General features: G+C 54.6%; 11 protein-coding genes. 7 read left to right on the forward strand and 4 right to left on the reverse strand.

Annotated elements, in window-relative coordinates; genetic code table 11:
- Positions 1 to 453 carry a DinB family protein gene (locus GGR27_RS13700; RefSeq protein ID WP_168038235.1) on the forward strand — a complete coding sequence of 151 codons (453 nt, stop codon included), beginning with the start codon at positions 1 to 3 and terminating at the stop codon, positions 451 to 453.
- A gap of 3 nt (positions 454 to 456) precedes the next feature.
- Here the strand turns inward: GGR27_RS13700 and GGR27_RS13705 are convergent, their stop codons facing one another.
- Positions 457 to 885, reverse strand: coding sequence for a response regulator (locus tag GGR27_RS13705; protein ID WP_168038237.1), 429 nt, complete (start codon positions 883 to 885; stop codon positions 457 to 459).
- Positions 851 to 2,284 (reverse strand): sensor histidine kinase, encoded by a 1,434-nt coding sequence (locus GGR27_RS13710; RefSeq protein ID WP_168038239.1) that lies wholly within the window; start codon positions 2,282 to 2,284, stop codon positions 851 to 853. Before GGR27_RS13710 ends, GGR27_RS13705 begins: the two co-directional genes overlap by 35 nt.
- A gap of 454 nt (positions 2,285 to 2,738) precedes the next feature.
- Between GGR27_RS13710 and pnp the strand changes: the two genes are divergently transcribed.
- The 3 genes from pnp to GGR27_RS13725 all read left to right on the forward strand — a co-directional run bounded on the left by pnp (position 2,739) and on the right by GGR27_RS13725 (position 7,338).
- Positions 2,739 to 4,997 (forward strand): polyribonucleotide nucleotidyltransferase, encoded by a 2,259-nt coding sequence (gene pnp / locus GGR27_RS13715; RefSeq protein ID WP_168038241.1) that lies wholly within the window; start codon positions 2,739 to 2,741, stop codon positions 4,995 to 4,997.
- Between the two features lie 254 nt (positions 4,998 to 5,251).
- Positions 5,252 to 5,983, forward strand: coding sequence for a head GIN domain-containing protein (locus GGR27_RS13720; RefSeq protein WP_168038243.1), 732 nt, complete (start codon positions 5,252 to 5,254; stop codon positions 5,981 to 5,983).
- Between the two features lie 164 nt (positions 5,984 to 6,147).
- Positions 6,148 to 7,338, forward strand: a complete 1,191-nt coding sequence (locus tag GGR27_RS13725) for a Fic family protein (RefSeq protein WP_168038245.1) — start codon at positions 6,148 to 6,150, stop codon at positions 7,336 to 7,338.
- Positions 7,339 to 7,342: 4 nt separating this feature from the next.
- Here the strand turns inward: GGR27_RS13725 and priA are convergent, their stop codons facing one another.
- Positions 7,343 to 9,832 carry a replication restart helicase PriA gene (priA, locus tag GGR27_RS13730; RefSeq protein ID WP_245184660.1) on the reverse strand — a complete coding sequence of 830 codons (2,490 nt, stop codon included), beginning with the start codon at positions 9,830 to 9,832 and terminating at the stop codon, positions 7,343 to 7,345.
- A gap of 173 nt (positions 9,833 to 10,005) precedes the next feature.
- Here priA and GGR27_RS13735 point away from each other — a divergent pair, with 173 nt between their 5' ends.
- The gene (locus GGR27_RS13735) at positions 10,006 to 10,524 is read left to right on the forward strand and encodes a dihydrofolate reductase (RefSeq protein ID WP_168038249.1); all 519 of its coding nucleotides are present in this window, start codon (positions 10,006 to 10,008) and stop codon (positions 10,522 to 10,524) included.
- A gap of 142 nt (positions 10,525 to 10,666) precedes the next feature.
- Here the strand turns inward: GGR27_RS13735 and GGR27_RS13740 are convergent, their stop codons facing one another.
- Positions 10,667 to 12,025: a DUF2851 family protein gene (locus tag GGR27_RS13740; RefSeq protein ID WP_245184661.1), complete on the reverse strand. Its 1,359-nt coding sequence runs from the start codon at positions 12,023 to 12,025 to the stop codon at positions 10,667 to 10,669.
- Between the two features lie 317 nt (positions 12,026 to 12,342).
- Between GGR27_RS13740 and GGR27_RS13745 the strand changes: the two genes are divergently transcribed.
- Together GGR27_RS13745 and GGR27_RS13750 are read left to right on the forward strand one after the other, a co-directional pair.
- Positions 12,343 to 13,530 (forward strand): NAD(P)-dependent malic enzyme, encoded by a 1,188-nt coding sequence (locus GGR27_RS13745; RefSeq protein ID WP_168038252.1) that lies wholly within the window; start codon positions 12,343 to 12,345, stop codon positions 13,528 to 13,530.
- A gap of 238 nt (positions 13,531 to 13,768) precedes the next feature.
- Positions 13,769 to 19,750 (forward strand): alpha-2-macroglobulin family protein, encoded by a 5,982-nt coding sequence (locus GGR27_RS13750; protein WP_168038254.1) that lies wholly within the window; start codon positions 13,769 to 13,771, stop codon positions 19,748 to 19,750.
- Positions 19,751 to 19,753: the final 3 nt, after the last annotated feature.

Genomic DNA, 19,753 nt, shown 5'->3' on the forward strand with positions numbered 1-19,753 from the left:
GTGAATACTATCGACCTTCTTACCGCAACGCGAACTAATATCCTCAAGCTCTGCGGGGGACTGACGGACGAGCAACTGAACCAGATTCCGGTAGGCTTCAATAACAACCTGATCTGGAATGCCGGCCACGTCATCGCCACGATGGAGTCGCTGGTGTATGGATTGGGCAGGCAACAACCACCTTCGGGCAAAGACTTCATTAACCGTTACCGCAAAGGTTCTAAGCCGGAGGTGCCCGCCAGCGAGGCGGAAATACAGGAAATTTTCACTTTACTCAAGACGTCCGTAAAGAAGCTGGAAGCTGATCTGGGCGTCCTGGATTTTAGTAACTACAAGGAATACCCAACGAGCTACGGCGTGACCCTCCGGAGCGTAGAAGATGCGCTGACCTTTAATAATATGCATGAGGCCATGCACGTCGGTGCGATTATTGCACTCAAGAAATTTGTGTAATGACTATTCTTCCTCCATTAGCCGGGGGAAGTGCTTTTGAATGATGCTCAGTAGGTCTTCCTCCTTGAGGGGCTTTTCTAGAAAGGTGGACAGGTGGCCGTAGTTTTTGGCTTTCTCTTTGTCACTTTCGGCGGTGGACGTAGTTAACATTGCCAGTACGACCAGGGCCTTTTGCTTGTCCATCAATTTGTCGTATTCGTCCAGGAATTCCCAGCCGTTCATGACGGGCATATTGATGTCGAGGAAGATCAGTTCGGGTTGTTGGTATTGGTTATTTGGGAGCTCTTCCGTCAAGTAATCCAGCGCCTCGCGGCCATTTTTTTTGGTAATGATGCTTTCCGTGACGTTTACGTTACGGATGCGCCGGGCGTGGATGAAATTGTCGGAAACGGAATCGTCAATCAGTAATATCTGCTTTAATTTCTTTTTCATATACGTATGTGTCTAGGGTAAATCGAAACGTGCTACCAATCTCGGCGGCGGGGAGCAGGGTGAGGCGCCCGCTGTGCAATTCAATAATGCGGCGGCAGAAAGTGAGGCCGATGCCGTGGCCCTGGTAGGCCCCGCTGGGGTGAACTTTAGAAAACATATTAAAAATCTTTCCCCGGGCGACTTTCGTGATGCCAATGCCATTGTCGGTAATGTCGATGGTAACTTCATTATTCTTAACGGAGTTAGTCACGGTAATGATCGGTACCCGCCCCGGTGGCGTAAACTTGATCGCGTTTCCGAGTAAGTTTTGAAAGAGCTCCGTCAGCTCGACCGGGTGGCCTTCGATGTTGGGAAGTAGTTGCACGGTGATCCTTGCGGAAGACTCCTGAATGACCGGCCGCAAGTTGATTAGTGCCATCGCCACGCTCTCGTTGAGGTCAACGCGCTGCGACTCATCGTCACGCCCGATCTGGCTGTACCGTAATAGTTGGGTGATGAGCTCCCGCATCCGGTCGGTCGCCTGGTTGATAAAATTGACGTAGGTGTTGGCATCCTCGTTAAAATTATGTCCCTGCTCTTCTTCCAGGAGCTCGATAAAATTACTTACCGTACGCAGTGGCTCCTGCAGATCGTGACTGGCGATGTAGGCGAAATGATCGAGTTCTTTGTTTTTACTTTTTAGTGCGTCGATCAAAGTCAGGGCGCGAGCTTCGGCGATTCTTCGCTGGTCGATCTCATCGTCGCGCCGCTCAATGGATTGGGCAACTTGTAGGACAAGCGGGTAGTAACGTGTGTAGAGGTAGTAAATGAGGCCAAACAGAGCAAAAAGGCTGAACAGTAGCAACCCCGCGGTTAATTTGTGCATGCGGTCGATGCGCGTACGCAATTCCGCGATTTGTCGCCGCTCCCCCTCACTCAGTCGGTTGATGGTGTGCGTTATTTGGGCAGTTAACTTCCGATCGGCTTCGGCGACTAATGGCCCGTTCGCTGCGCTGGCCCTGACGCTGGCGACTCTTTGGTCGAGGGTAGCAAACTTCTCCGTGATGGCTACTTGCAACGTATCAATGCTGAGGCTAGGTCGCTGAAGCACTGTAAGTTGTTGGCGCGCTTCGGTCAGGTTATTGAAAGCTTGTTGCTTCCCGTTTTTGTAGGCGGCCAGGTAGGCGTCGTCGGTCGTCAGTAAGAAAGCCCGTTCGCTGCTTTCACCTTCCTTGACGGCCGTAAGAATAGCGGCCAAATTTCTTTCCAGGCCAAGGGTGTCGCCCGCGGTATCCCGAATGGTTCCAATTCTCAGTTGGTTAAAAAAGGCAACCGCGAACATCACGAGCAGCACCAGCGCCCCAGCGATTAGGGCGCGCAGGATCTTCTGCTGGCGTTGGTGTGGTTCGCTGGTTTTCAACGGTTTATTGGGTAGTGTGGAAGAACAAAAAATAGCGTGTTGGGTAGTTCCATAGTATCGCCGGGCGTAGAATAAAAGTTCGTATCTTCGCCGCCGATTATCACAGGATTGAAACACTTTGCCCGCAAACGTGCGGCGGCCCGTTGCGGATTTCTGGCGTATTGAATGGATTTCGATCCGTTCGCTTATGCCTCACAATACTAGGCTGTTTGAGGTTCCCGTCCGGTAGCAACTTCGGTTGTTATTACGATTTCCGTCGTGCCATTAAGGCGCGGTCCCCCGATAGCTATCGGGGGTGCAGGGTGATGGTCAGATCGTCGGGTTTTTGCCACCGAAACACTGCTCCTTAACTTAAACGCTTTGCACCCGCGACAGCGCAAAAAGAAGCGCAGGGTTGGTGCGAATATTCCCGGCCCATAAATTTGCATAATTAACCAAAGTCATCATATCAACCATGGGTAACAAGACCCCAATGACGGTGAATTTCGCCCTGCCAAGTGGCCGCGAAGTCACCATCGAAACCGGAAAACTGGCCACGCAGGCCGACGGTTCAGTCGTCGTAAAGTGCGGCAAAACAATGCTTTTCTGTTCCGTAGTCTCCGGCACGAGCGTCCGCGAAGGCCAGTCCTTCTTTCCGCTTAGCGTAGACTACCAGGAGAAATTCGCCGCCGCCGGTCGCATTCCCGGCAACTTCTTCCGCCGCGAGACGCGCCTGAACGACTACGAGATCCTCATCTCCCGGATCGTCGACCGTGCCATCCGCCCCCTCTTCCCGAAGGGCTACATGTTCGACACGCAAGTCATCATCAACCTCATCAGCCTCGACCCCGAGGTGATGCCCGACGCGCTGGCCGGCCTCGCCGCCTCCGCCGCCCTGATGGTGTCCGACATCCCCTTCTCCGGCCCCATCTCCGAGTGCCGCGTTGCCCGGATCGACGGCGAATACGTCGTTAACCCCGAACGCTCCGCCCTCAAGGATGCCGACCTCGACCTCATCGTTGCCGCCGACGCGGACAACATCATGATGGTCGAAGGCGAATGCAAAGAAGTCGACGAATCCGCCATCATCGAAGCCCTCAAGGCCGGTCACGAAGCCATCAAGGTTCAGTGTAAAGCACAGCTCGAACTACGTGAAATGGTTGGCGACAAAGCCACCACCCGTACCGTTGAGATTCACCAGGTTGACGAAGAACTCGTTGCATACGTAGAAGGGAAAGTAAAATCCGCCGTTCAGGATGTCGCCCGCGGAGCCCTCAACAAGCAGCAGCGCAAAGACGCTTTCAAGAAAGTCAAGGATGACTTCAAAGCCGCCGCCACCGAAGACAAAGGTGAAGATTGGTACAAGGAACATAAATCCGACCTCAGCGCCGCTTACTACACGATTCAGAAGAAAACCATTCGCGACCTGATGCTCAGCGAGAGCGTCCGCCTCGACGGCCGGAAATTCGACCAGGTTCGCGACATTTGGACGGAGATCGATTACCTTCCTTCAACGCACGGTTCGGCGATCTTTAACCGTGGCGAAACGCAGGCACTGACCAGCGTCACCCTCGGTACCAAGACCGACCAGCAGATGGTCGACGTTGCTTACGAAAACAGCTACGCGGACTTCATTCTCCACTACAACTTCCCCGCTTACTCCGTAGGCGAGACGAAGCCAATGCGCGGCCCCGGCCGTCGTGAAGTTGGCCACGCCAACCTCGCTAATCGCTCCATCCGCCAGGTACTGCCCGACGAGATGACGCACACGATCCGCATCGTTTCCGACATCATGGAATCTAACGGTTCTTCCTCCATGGCAACGGTTTGCGCCGGTTCCATGGCCCTGATGGACGGTGGTGTCAAGCTCAAGCGTGCCGTTGCCGGTATCGCAATGGGTATGGTCGCCGAAGGTGGCAAGATTGCCATCCTTTCCGACATTCTCGGCGACGAAGACGCACTCGGTGACATGGACTTCAAGCTGACCGGTACCGAAAAAGGGATCACGGCTTGCCAGATGGACATCAAGATCGACGGACTTCCCTACGAGCAACTCCAGCAAGCTTTGGACCAAGCCCGCGAAGGCCGCCTCCACATCCTCAGCGAAATGGCCAAGACGATCTCTAAGCCGGCAGATGACCTCAAGTCGCACGCCCCCCGGATCGTCAAGCTCATCATTGAGAAGTCTTACATCGGTGCCGTAATCGGACCCGGCGGTAAGATCATTCAGGAGCTTCAGGAAATGACCGGTACGAACATCAACATCGAAGAGATCGATGGTAAGGGCCACGTTTCCATCGCCAGTAGCGATAAGGACAGCATCGACGATGCCGTTGCACGGATCAAGAAGATCACGTTCACGCCCGAAGTCGGTGGTGTGTACACCGGTACGGTCAAGACGATCATGCCCTACGGTGTATTCGTCGGTTTCGAAGGTGGTAAGGACGGACTCCTCCACGTTTCCGAAATGAGCCACAGCCGGATCGAAAGCGTCGAGGATGCTTTCAGCGAAGGTGACGAAGTGAAATTCAAGATCGTCGATATCGACGAGCGCACGGGTAAGCTGCGCCTCAGCCGCAAAGCCATCATGCCCCGCGCCGACGGCACGATTGCAACGGACGAGGAGCTCGAAGCCGAGCGCCAGGCCGCCAAGGACCGCCCCCGCCGCGAGCGCGGTGACCGCAACGACCGCGGTGGACGCGGTGAGCGTCGCGATCGCCCCCGCCGTGACTAGGATTTGATTCGATAAATTTGAGGACGCCGCTTCGACTTAATTGTTGGGGCGGCGTTTTTTTTTGAAGTGTTGGTAAAGAAGTTTTACGCGTTAACCACGTTGGGATTCATGATGGCCATGGTAATACTTATGTACCAAATGGTATAGTTAGCACGTCAACTAAATTTCTGGGAATGGTTCGATACGTTGTTAATTACAAGGGAGATGCAACCCACAAGCCGAAGCTTCGTCCCTTCTCACAAACCACGTTACAAATGAAACTGATATTCACCCTCTTTTTACTTGCTTTCCTATCCACTACAACGCTTCAAGCGCAGAACTGGGGTTGGAATAACAAGTCCGTTCGGGGCAATGGCGATGTCGTCACGCAAACACGGAGTCTAAAAGATTTCGACGGAGTTAAAGCTTGTTGTAGTTTTAATGTCGAGATTACGCCCGGAGCTAATTTCTCAGTAGAAGTAGAAGCGGAGAGTAATTTGCAGGAATACATCGAAACGGAAGTCTCCGGTAGTACGCTCGAAATCGGGTTTCGGAACCGTGTAAGCATCAACAACAAGCAAAAAATCACCGTATTCGTTACGATGCCCGTTCTTGAGAAGATCGATGCGTCCAGTAGTGCGGACATCGTTACCATAGGTGCTTTTGAGGGCGATCGCTTACGCCTGGAATCCAGCAGCGCGTCGAGCATCAAAGTCACGTACACCGGTAACCGGGTTGACGTGGACGCAAGTAGTAGCGGGAAGATTACCGTTAGTGGTAAAGCCGGAACGATAGACGCCGAAGCGAGTTCTGGTTCTAACGTTCACGCGGAGGGCTTAGAAGTTAAAGAGGCGTCGGCGGACGTGAGCTCCGGAGCGGGGATTAGAATTAATGCTTCCGAGCGACTCGACGCAGAAGCCAGTTCCGGTGGACGGATTCGCTACCAGGGCAACCCCAGTTCGGTTAATGCGGATGCCAGTTCCGGTGGGACGGTTAAGAAAGGGTAGGGCGTTCCGATAGCTATCGGGTGGGTACAAGGAAAGCAGAGGAAAAGAATAATGTTAAGTTGCAAGTCAACAGTTGGCGTTATTAGGGTGACCAATTTGTGCAACTATTGTGGATCCTGCAACTTCTGGAGGTGTTGTACAGTTTTGACTTAACTATGAATCAGTTGAGCCCAACTTTCCAAGATCATTCCCGTAATGAGTATTCATTGAGTTTGCATAAAGCTCTAATGGATGAAATTCGTTGCTATCTCGAATACGAAGGTGTTTCTCAGTCACAGTTTGCGAGACAAATCGGGGTAAGTAAAAGCTACGTATCGCAGATGCTCAATGGAAAGTCTGATCTCAAACTTTCTACCCTCGTCAACTTAGCCTATCAAGTTGGTAAAGTCCCTCACTTAATCTTTTCAGACCGTCCACTTCAGCCATACAGTATTGATGAAGTCGAAGAAGTATTAGTTGTCAATGACCCCGGCAAGGGGTACGGTAAAAATTCAATTCTGGATAAGGTGAACTGGCAAGCTGTAACTAGTTTACGGGAGTTGCAACAGTACACATCAATGAAAGCCGAAGTAGATGCTTTGCGTCCCTTTGACAAGCGGATGGAAGCACACGTCCTTCAACAGTACCTCCGTATTTGGAATTACAATTCCAATGCCATTGAGGGAAACCATTTGACGTACGGAGAAACGGAAGCATTACTACTTCATGGAATTACCGCGAAGGGGAAACCTCTAAAAGATCACCTTGACATACTAGGTCACCGCGATGCCGTAGAATTGATGCTTGCAATGATAAAAGGAGACCGCCGGATTACCCAGGCTGATATCCGTGAGTTGCATAAAATAATGCTTAAGGAAAATTACCAACAGAACGCCCGTAGGCCGGACGGGCAGCGGGTATTTCGGACTATCCACGTAGGCGTTTACAAACGTGAGCCGAACCATGTCGTTACCGCTGACGGTGATAAGCACTATTACGCCGAACCTTCCGCCGTGCCCGGGTTAATGGCAGAGCTATTGGATTGGTACCATTTAGCTGCTGACGAGGGTAAGGTTCACCCACTAATCCTTGCGACCATATTCCATCATGAGTTTGTGGCCATTCATCCATTTGACGATGGCAATGGTCGCATCGGTAGAATTTTGATGAACTTTATCTTGATGCGTGCCGGTTACCCATTGGCCGTCATACCCGTAAGTAATAGAGATGAGTATTACCGTTCATTAATGGCTGCGGACGACGGCGACTACCTAGCACTCACGCAATTTATCGGCAAGCGCCTGTATAGCGCACTAGATATTCAGTTGACCACCGCTCGTGGAGAAGATATTGGTGGGTCAAGATGGGAAACTTAATCCATCAATAAGGGTCCACATCCAGCACCACCCGCACCCCAGTCAGCTTCGGCGTCACGTTCAACTGCGCCACCGCCTTCCGTAATATTCCCTTCACGCGCTTTACTTCGCGCGGGCTTGGGTTGATTCGGACGACCATATCTTGTAGGTAGTAATTCCGCAAGCGGGCCACGCTGGGTTCGAAGGGAGCAGTGATGGTCTCACCAAGTACGGGGGCTAACCAGAGGTGAAGGAGCTTAGCGGCCTCCAAAGCCGTCGACCGCCGGGGGTGGCGTAGCTGGAGGTGAATCATTTTAACGTAAGGTGGAAAAGATGTCTCTCGGCGGTTCGTCTGTTCCCGCTCAATAAACTGGTTCCAGTTCTGATCCACTACGTTGCGCAGAATAACGTGCTGCTGGTCCGTTGCCTGGATGATCACCTTACCCTGCCGATGCCGCCGGCCAGCCCGGCCGGATACTTGCGTCATGAGGTGGTAGGCCCTTTCGTCGGACCGAAAATCAGGGTAGTGAAGTATTTGGTCTGCGTTAATTACCCCAACGAGACCGACGCGCTCGAAATCCAACCCCTTCGTCACCATTTGCGTACCGACCAGGATATCAATATCACCGGCCTCAAACTGACTGATGAGTTTGGTTAGTGCGTTTTTACCCCGGGTGGTATCGAGGTCCATTCGGGCAACTTTAGCCTCCGGCAAGATAATCTTGAGTTCGTCCTCGATCTTTTCCGTCCCCGTTCCACTGAGTTTCATTTCCAGACTACCGCAGGCGGGGCAAGTTTCCGGTGGCGTTCTGGAGTAGCCGCAACAGTGGCAGCGTAGCTGTTCTCTAAATTTGTGGTAAGTAAGGCTGACATCGCAGTTAACGCACTGTACGGTCAGATCGCAGGTTGCGCAAAAGTAGGTAGGTGCGAAACCACGACGGTTCTGGAACAGAATCACCTGCTCTTTACGTCCCAGGGTTGCTTTGATTTCGTTAATGAGGGTCGGAGTGAAAAACGGGTGGATGTGGCCTTTCTCGTTGGCCTCCCGCGCGTTGGTCACGCCGATCTGGGGAAGGTGGATGCCACCGAAGCGTTCCGGCATCCGTACGAGGCGGTATTTGTTGCGCACGGTATTTTCCCAGCTCTCCAAACTGGGCGTCGCTGTTCCGAGAATAGCGGGGGCACCGTAGGTATGCGCGAGATAAACGGCCACGTCGCGCCCGTTGTAGCGTGGGTTGGGGGCTTGCTGCTTGTAACTGGGGTCGTGCTCCTCGTCAACGATCACCAGACCCAGTTTCTTAAAGGGAAGAAAAATGGCGGACCGCGCACCAATGACGGATTTCTCGCCCCGCAGGACGGCTTTCCAAATCTCCACCCGTTCCATACTGTCCAGGCGACTGTGGTAGACGACTACCTGGTCGCCGAGCTTTTGCTGGAGCCGTTTGACGATCTGGCTCGTCAGGGCGATTTCCGGGAGCAAGTACAGAACCTGTTCTTGCTTGGCCAAGGTCGCCTCCATCAATTCCAGGTAAACCCTGGTCTTACCGCTTCCCGTCACGCCGTGTAGTAAAACGGGCTTTTTGTCCCGGAAAGCAGCGTCGATCTCTTCCAGTGCGGTCACCTGCTGCGTACTAAGCTGCCGGTCTTCGTCCGTCAGTTCTTCCGCTTCGGAAATTCTACTGATCTCGCGTTCGTAGATTTCAAAAATCCCCTTTTTCTCGATGGCCCGTACGTTAGCTCCCGTAGCTTCCGTGCGTTTCGTCAGGTCACTTGTTCTCACGAAAGGAAGCGTGCGAAAGACCTGGATAAACTCCAGTAGTACGGTAGTTTGTTTTTCCGATCTAGCTACTTTTTCGAACGCATCGTTCCAGCTATCTTCCTCCGTAAACGCAGCGGTGAAGCGGACGCATTTTACCGCCTTCGGTTTGTATTTCTCCACGAGCTCTTCCTGCAGATAGACAATCCTCCGATCAATCAAGCGCCGGATGATGGGCAGCACGGTCTTTTTCTGGAGAATACCCTGAATGTCTTTCAGCGTTAACTCTCGCTGGATGGTCAAGGCTTCTACGATCATGTACTCTTCATCATCTAGCTGCGTAGAGTCCGCGCTGAAGAGCGGGCCGAGCGTGACCAGTGTTTCGCTCGTCAGTTTTAAATGGGCGGGTAAGCCGGCCGTCATTACCTCGCCAACGTTGCAGACGTAGTAGTCCGCCATCCACTTCCAGAGATCGATTTGTTTGTCCGTAACGGAGGGCTCCGTGTCGATGACGCTCAGGATGGCTTTTGTACCGTAGTCGGGGCGGGTGCCGTGTAGCCGGTCGATGATGCCGGTGTAGTGCTTATTCTTGCCGAACTGGACCTCCACCCGTAAGCCACGTTGGAGGCCGCCAACCATTTCTTCCGGTACCGAAAAAGTATAAGTTTGGCTGACCGCCAGGGGCACGATCACGTCCGCGTAAACGGTGCCGGCGGAGGTGAGATCGAAGGTGGAGGAATTAGTTGAGGCGGCGGGCAAACGGTAAAATAATTTGTGGTAAATATACGCGTTGCCATTCCCGAAGGTTGCTACCGGGCGGGCAATTCAGCGACTCTATCGAGTGGTAGGAAGTAGAAATGAATCGTACTGAAAACTTGACAAATGATCTTCGAAAACCGTCCGAAAAGCATCACACGCTTACCTTCGCACCCATGAGCCAACCACACCAAGCCCGCCAACTCATTGCCATCGTAGCGACGGATCGTAAAGGAACGATTGGAAAAGATGGCGACATCCCTTGGTACTTACCCGCCGACCTGAAGTTCTTCAAGTCCGTTACCCTCGGCCACCCGGTAATCATGGGGCGCAAAACCTTCCAGAGCATCGGCCGCCCCCTACCGAAGCGGACCAATATCGTGCTGACCCGTGACGCCTTTTTTACGGCAACGGGAGTGGTCATCACGCACGGGCTGCGGGAGGCCCTTGACCATTCCTCCGTCCTGGAATCAACTAAGAGTTTCATCATCGGTGGGGGGGAGCTGTACCGGCAAAGTCTCGACGCTGTCTCTACCGTTTACCTGACCGTCGTGGATGCGGAGATAGCGGATGGTGACGCGTTTTTTCCCAAGCTAGACCCCGCTCAGTGGGAAGAAGTGTGGAGCGAAGGGCACCGGCCTCACGGTAAGAATGAAATTGCTTACCGGTTTAGCCGTTGGGAACGGAAGAGCTAATGAGTTGATTAGTGACTACGAAAGTTCGCTTCCACCGTCAGGCAACACGGTGTAGTTCTCCTCCCGTACCAAGTTCTCTTTGCACCCACCTCGGCTAAGTCGGGGCGCCAACCGCCATTACGTAGAAGCTACCTAAGGACCGTCAAACCCCCACAACCTCATAAACCTGCGCCTGCTCGTTCAAGCTGAGCAAAGGCTCCGTACCCCGATTGTCGTAACTCGCCGCAAGTAACTGACAGCCGATGGCGCAGTCCGTACAACGGGTTTTCGCACAGTACGAAGTTTTCAACTCCAAAAGCGCCTGGCTGTTACCCGCATTATTTGGAGCCAGCCCCAGTTGCGACCACTTACGCATCACTTTATTGTTCTCGGCGGGTAGCGTACGGAGAAGGTCCGTCGCCCGGTCGTAGTAGCGCGCGTCGGAGCGATGGCGACTGTAAGCAACCAGGGCCGGCGCTACGGTATTGATCAGGATGGAATTGATCATGTCCGTACCCAACCTACGTCGACCCGCCTGACCCTCTTTGCCAAAGCGATAGTGCGTCCGCCAGTAATTGCTCAGTTCGATCTCGAACATATTTGCCAGTTCTTTGGCGTCCGCCGCAGCCAGTGATTTCCCGAAGAGTTGACCCGTGCGGTAGACCATCGTCGATAATTGCGCAATGCGGATCGTCGGGAAATTATTGGGTCTGAGCCGTAGGTAGCGCCACGCCGTTGTGGGGATCGGGCGAAGACCGTGCTTGGCTTTCAGGAGCGCATATTCCCGGCGGAGCAAGGTCACGTAAGCTTCTTCCCCAGTGCATTTTTCCGGAAGTAGACCGGACTGGCCAAAGAACAAGGCTTCCAACTGAACGAGGCTGTGCTTGTGTTTCAGCAGCACCCGGAAGGGTAACGAACGGGCTAACATTTCCATCGCATCCGCATTGACGCGGCCACCGAGTGCCCGGGCCAGAAACTGATAGAAAGTCTCTTCCCAGTCGCGGCCGTTAGCTGCCAACCGTTCAAGAATGCGTTCACTCTTAGCGCGCAGCCGTTCGTGTAAAATGTTGTCGATCCACTGTCGCTTCGTAGGCTCGTCCACCAGGTGGAGTTGGTGCTCGCAGGGGATCCAGTACTCGTTGTGCAGAAGGCGCCAGTAAGATTGGTAAATGCCGGGGGGGATGCGGCCGTGTAGTTCGAGGCAGGGAATGCGTTGACCGTTGGTCCGGTAGACCGGCCGGTCTTCTTCGTAAACTACGTGTAGGATGACGTTGTCGTAAGCCAAATCCGTATCATGGCCGTGCTCGTACCACTCGCTGGCGTTGACGTGCATCTCGACGTTGCCGGCCCACTGCATGCCGTCGATGCGGATCTGGCCACTACTAAAATCCGGCCCCGCATCGTGATTGTGCTCGCCAAAGTGCTGAACACTAATGGGTGCACCGGTGGTCGTCTTTAATTGTCTCAGGTCAAAGCGAGCTTGCCGCCACAAAAAATGAATAAAGTCTTCGCGCATCTGCATGGGTCATGCTTCGTGGGCGGACTCGGTAATTCGCTTATCAGTATTGTCCGATTCAAATGTAGGGATAAAATAAATAACAACAAAATGTATGATAGTATTTAATGACAAACATTTGTGGCTATTTGCGAGTGAGCGCCAGTTTTTAACGCACTGAGTTAGGAACGGTGACGATTCCCGCCTAATTTTTTGTTAGTCTTGCACTCACGGCTAGCCGCTTCCGGCGGACCAGCGAAGATTATTGCGCCACAACCAACCTGGCTGATCTTTCGACTAAGTTTAAGCACAGCCGGTACTTACCTCCAATAATCTTTTGCCCCATGGACTATTTCGAAGAGAGCCTAAACCTGCACCGCACCCTGAAGGGAAAAATCCGCGTCTCCGCTAAAATGGACGTGCGGAGCAAAGAGGACCTATCGCTCGTCTACAGCCCCGGCGTTGCGGCACCCTGCCTGGCGATTGCGGCGAACCCGGACGACGTATACAAGTACACCATCAAAAGCAACACGGTAGCGATCGTAACCGACGGCTCCGCCGTGCTGGGTCTGGGCGACATCGGGGCCGCCGCGTCCATTCCGGTCATGGAGGGTAAGGCGATGCTGTTCAAGCGCTTCGCTAACATCGACGCCTTCCCGATCTGTCTCGACACCCAGGATACGGACAAGATTGTCGAGACGGTGCGCCTAATCGCGCCCGTATTTGGTGGGGTGAACCTAGAAGATATTTCCGCGCCCCGCAGCTTTGAGATTGAGCGACGTTTACAGGATCTGGGCATCCCCGTTTTTCACGACGACCAACACGGGACGGCCATCGTCACGCTCGCGGGGCTACTGAACAGTTGTAAGTTGGTTGGGAAAAAGATGGAGGATCTCAAGGTCGTCATCAACGGTGCGGGCGCGGCGGGCATTGCGATCGCGCGTTTGCTCAAGGCGGTTGACAACCCTGATTCGGCGTACGCTACGCCAGTCAAACAGATCATCATTTGCGATAGTAAGGGCATCATCGGACGGGGGCGAAAAGATTTGAACTACGCGAAGACGGAGGTGCTTGAATTCACGAACCCTCACGACCTGGCGGGCAGTCTCAAGGACGCGCTCGTGGACGCTGACGTCTTCATCGGGGTTTCCGTATCGAATTTGCTTGACCGAAATGACATCGCCACGATGGCGCGGGACAGCATCATCTTCGCCATGGCCAACCCCATTCCGGAAATCATGCCCGCCGAAGCCAAGCTGGGTGGCGCGGCCATCGTCGGCACGGGGCGTAGCGACCTGCCCAACCAAATCAACAACGTACTCGGTTTTCCGGGCATCTTCCGGGGAGCCCTCGACGCTCGCGCGCCGCGGATCACGCCGAACATGAAACTCGCCGCCGCGCACGCTATCGCCGACCACATCCGTAACCCTACTCTCGACGGCGTTATTCCGCCGACACTGGACGAGCAAGTTGCCTGGCGGGTAGCGGACGAGGTGCGCCGGGTGGCGGAAGAAGAATTTGGTAAGCGTTAAATCCCTTCCTGCGGTGGGCGTGGTCGCGGGTGCAATGATTTTTAGCGAGAGAACAAAGGTTTGGATTAGCTCGAACGGGCTGGTCCGAACCTTTGCTCTTTTTGGGGTATGCGGAAAGGCTAACGTTAGCTTAACGTATTCGGTGCGTGCATTTTCTCACCGATCCGCATCTAAGATTCGAAACCAGCCCTTCGCTACTCACCCGGGCACCCCTATCTTACCGATACAACCCTGCTTTATGCGTATTTTTCTCCTGCTTCTCACCTCACTCTTGCTTTCGATCCAGCTTATGGCCCAGAATTATTCGACCGATTACCAAGCAATTGAAGCGTTCGCAAAGGAAGGCAAGTACCAAAGCGCGCTTACGAAAGCCACGGAACTCTACGCAACGGCGGAGAAAGAAGGTGACCAAGATGATATGCTGAAAGCCCTGGCTTACCGCGCTACGTACACGTCCGCGCTGGAAGAGGAAGGAACGGAAGCCACGTTAATATTACTGATCGCGGAGCTGGACCAGAATCGCAACCGCCCGGTAGTGAGTTCCGTACTAAATTACCTGATCGGTAAAGGGTACTATACCTACGCCCAGCAGAACGCTTACCGCCTGCGCAACGCCACGGCCGTTACGACGGATACGACGCCGGCGCCGGACCTTCCCCTGGAAGACTGGAACCTCCGCCAACTGGCCACCGCCGCCGATAACTACTTGTACGCCGCCGCCGAAAAGGCCGGGCAGCAACGGACCGAGCTCGCCGCCATCCCGGCAATCATCACGGACGCCGAAAAGGACGCGCGGGGGCTCACGCTTTTTGACCTATTAACCCAGGAGATTGGTGAGTTACTCGTCAATCCCCTGCTCATCGTCAACAACGCCGCACCCGCGACCGCGCAAAAATACCTCGTCCCGGCTACGTCTTTCGTTAGCCTGGATTTTGCTGATCTGGCGGGCGAAACCGGCCCCGTCCGTCGCCTCAAACTACACCAACAAGAACTGCGCTATCACCTGAAAAACGGTGGGGAAGGGCTACTGCGCGCGGACGTGCGTCGGGTAGATTACGTGCGACAACTCGGGGCAAAAACGGAGGACTACCTAGCCGCACTGGAACGAATGTACCGGACTTACGCGGACATCAGGGGCCGTGACGTACTGCTCGTCAGGCAAGCCGGAGTTTACCTCAACCAACCACCGACAACGACCGAACGGCCAAGGGTAGTGGCGTTGAAAATCCTCGATAGCGCCAAGGAGACCACACCGGAAATACGCAACGCCGTAGCGCGCCTGCGTGCTCAAATCCTCCGGCAATCGCAAGTAACCACCGTCGAAGAATCCAACCGCGCCGATCACAACTTGCTGATCTCCAGCCAGTACCGAAACATTGACCGCCTTCACTACAAGTTGGTGCGACTGGCGGAGGACCAGCTAACGATGCTCACAACGAGTGATTACGAAGTGCGGGATACCCAAGCTCTGCTGGCGGGCAACGTCGTAGCGGAGAAATCTTTTTGGTTGCCGGAGAACGACGACTACGCCCCACACCGCACCGAAACGTGGCTGCCGCGCCAACCCGCCGGTGCGTACATGCTCATCACCAGCTCGGACGCGGATTTTTCCAAGCAAGAAAATATGTCACTGACGCCGGTAATGGTCAGTGGCATGGCACTCGTGAAATTTGACGACGGCGAACGGGATTACTACGAAGTGCAGGACCTGACCACCGGTGCCGTGCGCCCGGGCGTGGAAGTGTCCATCCACCTACGCGGTAACCGCAAGGGAAATCCTTGGGCCCTGTCGCGCACGGTAGTAACGGACGATCAGGGGCGCTTCGATTTGCCCGACGTAAACCGACAACGAATCTACCTAGTGCTGCGGGACGGAAATGACATCCTCGTCACCCGCAGCGAATACGTCTACCAGAACGATCGCCGCGACCGTAGCCGGGAAGAGACCTTTACGCCAATATTCACCGACCGCGCCATCTACCGCCCCGGCCAGACCGTGCGTCTTTACGGTATCACTATGCTTAAAGACCGTCGGCGGATGCCCAAGCTGCTGACTGGTCAGGAGCGATCCGTGACGCTGCGCGACGCGAACTACCAGGAGGTCGCAAGCCAAACCGCGCAGAGTGACGAGTTCGGTCGCTTTCACCTCTCATTTACCTTACCGGAAGGCGGGCTCACGGGCACGTTCCGGCTCGAAACGGAGGGCGGTAGCGCGGTCATCCGCGTAGAAGAATACAAACGCCCCAAGTTCGAAGTCGAGCTAACCGGTCCTGATTTCGCGGTTGGTGGTGAAGAAACCGAAATCGCCGGTAAGGCAACCTTATTCGCCGGCCCCGCCGTGAACGATGCTGCCGTGAATTACCGGATTTTTGTGGAAGAACAGCGGTGGTTCTGGTGGTACCGCGGTGGTGCAAGCAGTGACAAAGAATTGGTCGGCTCGGGTTCCGTAATGACGGACGAGCGGGGTGAATTTACCGTCGCCTTCACACCGGACGCGAATCTAGCGGGCCAGCGCAAAAGTTATAACTATACCATTGAAGTCGACGTAGCGGACGCCACGGGCGAGACGCAAACTACTAAAGCAACGACCCAACTTCGGAGCGAAAAGCCAACCGTCTCCCTGAGCGTCGAGGAAGCTTACCAAGCAGGTGATACGCTAACCATCAAAGCCGCCGGAAGCGATGAGTCGCTCGTCATTCAGTACGGTATCTCGAAAGTGACTAATCCGGGTGCTACTTTGCGTAACCGACTGTGGGATTTTCCCGACCGACCGATTTTGGACCCACAGGCGTACGGCGAGTTATTTCCGGACTTGCCCGCACGGGAATCCGGTGAGAAGAAAGACTGGGACGTACAGCGCGAGGTAGTTAGTAATCAGGTACTAAACTTAGCCGAAGGCAAGGGGGAGACTCAATTATCGCTCGCCGGATACGCCGCGGGCTACTACCGAATCGACTGGGTCTACGCCGACGGCACGCCGGGCGAGCCGGTCGTTTTTCAGGTGAGTGACCTGCAAAACGAGCAACTTGCCGAGGGTACGCTTTATACTCTCACCCAGGAAACTAAAGAGGTGCGGCTGGGTGAGCCCGTTACCATCCAGCTCTACGCGAGCGTTCCGTTGCCGCGAATTACTTACAGTTTTATGAGCCGTAAGGGGGTAGTCACCGCAACGACTACGGCGGATCGTACCGCGACAATCACCTATACCCCGACGGAAGAAGATCGTGGCGGCATTATTTTCGACCTTGCTTTCGTCCACGACGGTCGCTTGCACGAAGAGCGGTACACCCTTGATTTTGGCTGGGACAACAAAGAACTGGCCATCGACTACGCCACTTTCCGGGATAAACTGCGCCCCGGTGAGCCGGAAAAATGGACGCTGACGATCCGTAACGCCGATGGCTCACCCGTCATGGCCGCCGCGCTGGCTTCGATGTACGACGCCAGCCTCGACCAAATCGCCCCCGCCCGCCCCTGGAATTTGAATCCTTACCCGGAGGTGACTACCTACCGTAAGTTCGCTTCTCTTTACCTGGATAACGTACGGTCGGGAGGTGGGAATTCACCGGAACCAAAGTTGGCCTTGCTTAAGGAGGAGACCCTGCCGCAGCTCGACCTTAGTCCGTTCAGCTGGGATGACGGGCGGTCCCGGATATTCCGGTCGGTCTCCGGTAATCTGGAAAAGCGGAGCATGATGTCCGCGGATGCAGTGGTAGATTACGACAGTGGAGTTGCCACCGAAGAATCCATCGAAATGGAACCGCCCCGGACCGCCACCCCGCCACCTCCACCCGGTATTCCACAGGACGACGTAAAGGATGCACCCGTTTCCATCCGCAAAAACCTCCGGGAAACCGCTATCTGGTTGCCGGAACTTACCACTACGGATGGTGGAGATCTAACCGTCACTTTCACGAGCCCCGAAGCCCTCACCAAGTGGCGTTTACGGGTACTGACGCACGATAAGCACCTTAATTTTGGCTACGCCGAGCGGGAGGTGCTGACCCAAAAGGAACTCATGGTTTTGCCCAACGTCCCCCGGTTTTTGCGGGAAGGCGACGCACTGGAACTGACCGCCCGCGTGAATAATCTGTCGGAGGAAGACATGAAAGTTAGGGTAAGCATCGAGTACTTTGACCCAATCACTAACGAGATGATAAATATGAGCGCGGTCGCGGGTGCGGGGGCTTGTACGGAAGAGCAAATCGTTGGCGCGAACAGCGGCAAACCTTTCTGTTTTCCACTGAGCATTCCGGATGGTTTTGCTAGCCGGGGTCCACTCGGCTACCGCGTCATCGCCCGTGGGGGGAGCTTTTCCGACGGGGAAGAAAATGTGTTTCCCGTACTATCGGACCGTACCCTCATCACGGTGAGTCAAGCGTTTTACCTAAAAAAGAAGGACGATAAAAAAGTTACCATCCCACTCCTGGCGAATTACGATAGTGAAACCTTGCAACACGTCGGTTACACGTTTGAAGCCACGACGAACCCCGCCTGGTTGGCCCTGAAGTCACTGCCCTACTTGATGGAGTCTCCGTTTGACTGCACCGAGCAGGTGGCTAACCGTTATTTTGCTAACCAACTTGCCTTTACTACGGTAAGCCAGAAGCCCATTTTAGAGACGGTCTTTCGCAAGTGGCAAGCGGATAGCAACGCCCTGAATAGCGAACTGGAACGGAACGCTAGCCTGAAAAATGCCCTGCTTACCGAAACACCCTGGGTCCGCGCCGCCCAGTCTGAGGCGGAGCAACGCGCCCGAATTGCTAGTCTCTTCGACCTGAAAAAGCTTGCAGCGGAGCAAACCACCTCTTTAAATAAGTTGGTTAAGCAGCAAAACAACGCAGGATACTACAGCTGGTTCCCCGGTGGCCCGGAAGACCGCTACGTTACCCAGTACGTGGTAGAAACGCTGGCTCGTCTGCAGCAACTCAAAGCCGTTACCCCCGATCAAACGGACCAGGTCGAGCAGATTATTTCCGCCGCCACCGCGTACCTCGATCAGCAATTGGTTGAGGACTACGAAAAGCTGCTGAAGCGAATTAGTGACGAGGACGAGTTGGGGAAACATCAGCCTCCCGGTCACGTCGTTCACTACCTCTACGCCCGTGCCCTGGCCGGTGCCGCCCCCGTGGTCGGAGCCGATGAGCAACGTGCTAGTAAATTCTACCTTAGCCAAACCTTCAAAACCTGGACAGAATACGGTCTGTACGAGCAGGCACTGATCGCCGCGCTGGGTGCCGCCGGTGACGCCGTTGTGGGGAAGGCCACCACGAAGACGATCATCGAATCGCTTCGGGAACGAGCGATTCGGAAAGACGAGTTCGGGATGTACTGGAAGTACGGCCGGGGTTTCCGGTGGAACAACTTACCCATCGAAACGCACTGCCGAATCCTGGAAGCTTTCCAACTCGGCGGTGGAACGACTGCGGAACTCGACGATATGCGGCTCTGGCTGCTAACCAACAAGCGGACTAATCGGTGGCCTACGACAAAAAGCACGGCCGCGGCGGCTTATGCGCTGCTTAATACCGGGACCGACTGGGTCGCCAACGATGGCCGCTCCATCAACGTAGCGTGGCCACGAGCCGACCGGGCGCTGCGACTGGATGATCGGTTGGCCGAGGCGCAAAATTCGGCCGAAGCGGCTACGGGCGCTTTCAGTATTAGTATTACAGGCGACCGGGTCGACCAGAGCTTGGCCACCGTGGAGGTGAAGAACAGCGCTAATAATATCGTCTGGGGTGGGACTTACTGGCAGTACACGGAACTGGCTTCAAAAGTAGCAGCGAGCAACGACGGGCCGTTAACGCTCGAAAGGCAGCTCTTTCACCGTATCGCTACGGAAGACGGAATACGACTCGACCCAATCACGACTGACCAACCACTTGCCCCGGGTGACCGGGTGACCGTCCGCCTCATTGTGCGTTCTGACCGGGATCTGGACTACGTACACTTGAAAGATCGGCGTGCGGCCACCTTCGAGCCCGTTGACCAACTTTCGGGCTACCGGTTCACCAATGGACTCGGCTACTACGCCGCCCCCGGTGATTTGGCGACGAACTTTTTCATCGACAATCTTCCGAAAGGAACATACACGATCGAGTACGACCTATTCGCCACTTTTTCCGGGACCTTTAGTAACGGTTTGGGGCGGGTGCAGTGCATGTACGCGCCGGAGTTTGGGGCGAATTCCGCGGGTGCCATGATTTCGGTGGAGTAGCAG

It is taken from the genome of Neolewinella antarctica (assembly GCF_011927835.1).
In the GTDB taxonomy this organism is placed as follows: domain Bacteria; phylum Bacteroidota; class Bacteroidia; order Chitinophagales; family Saprospiraceae; genus Neolewinella; species Neolewinella antarctica.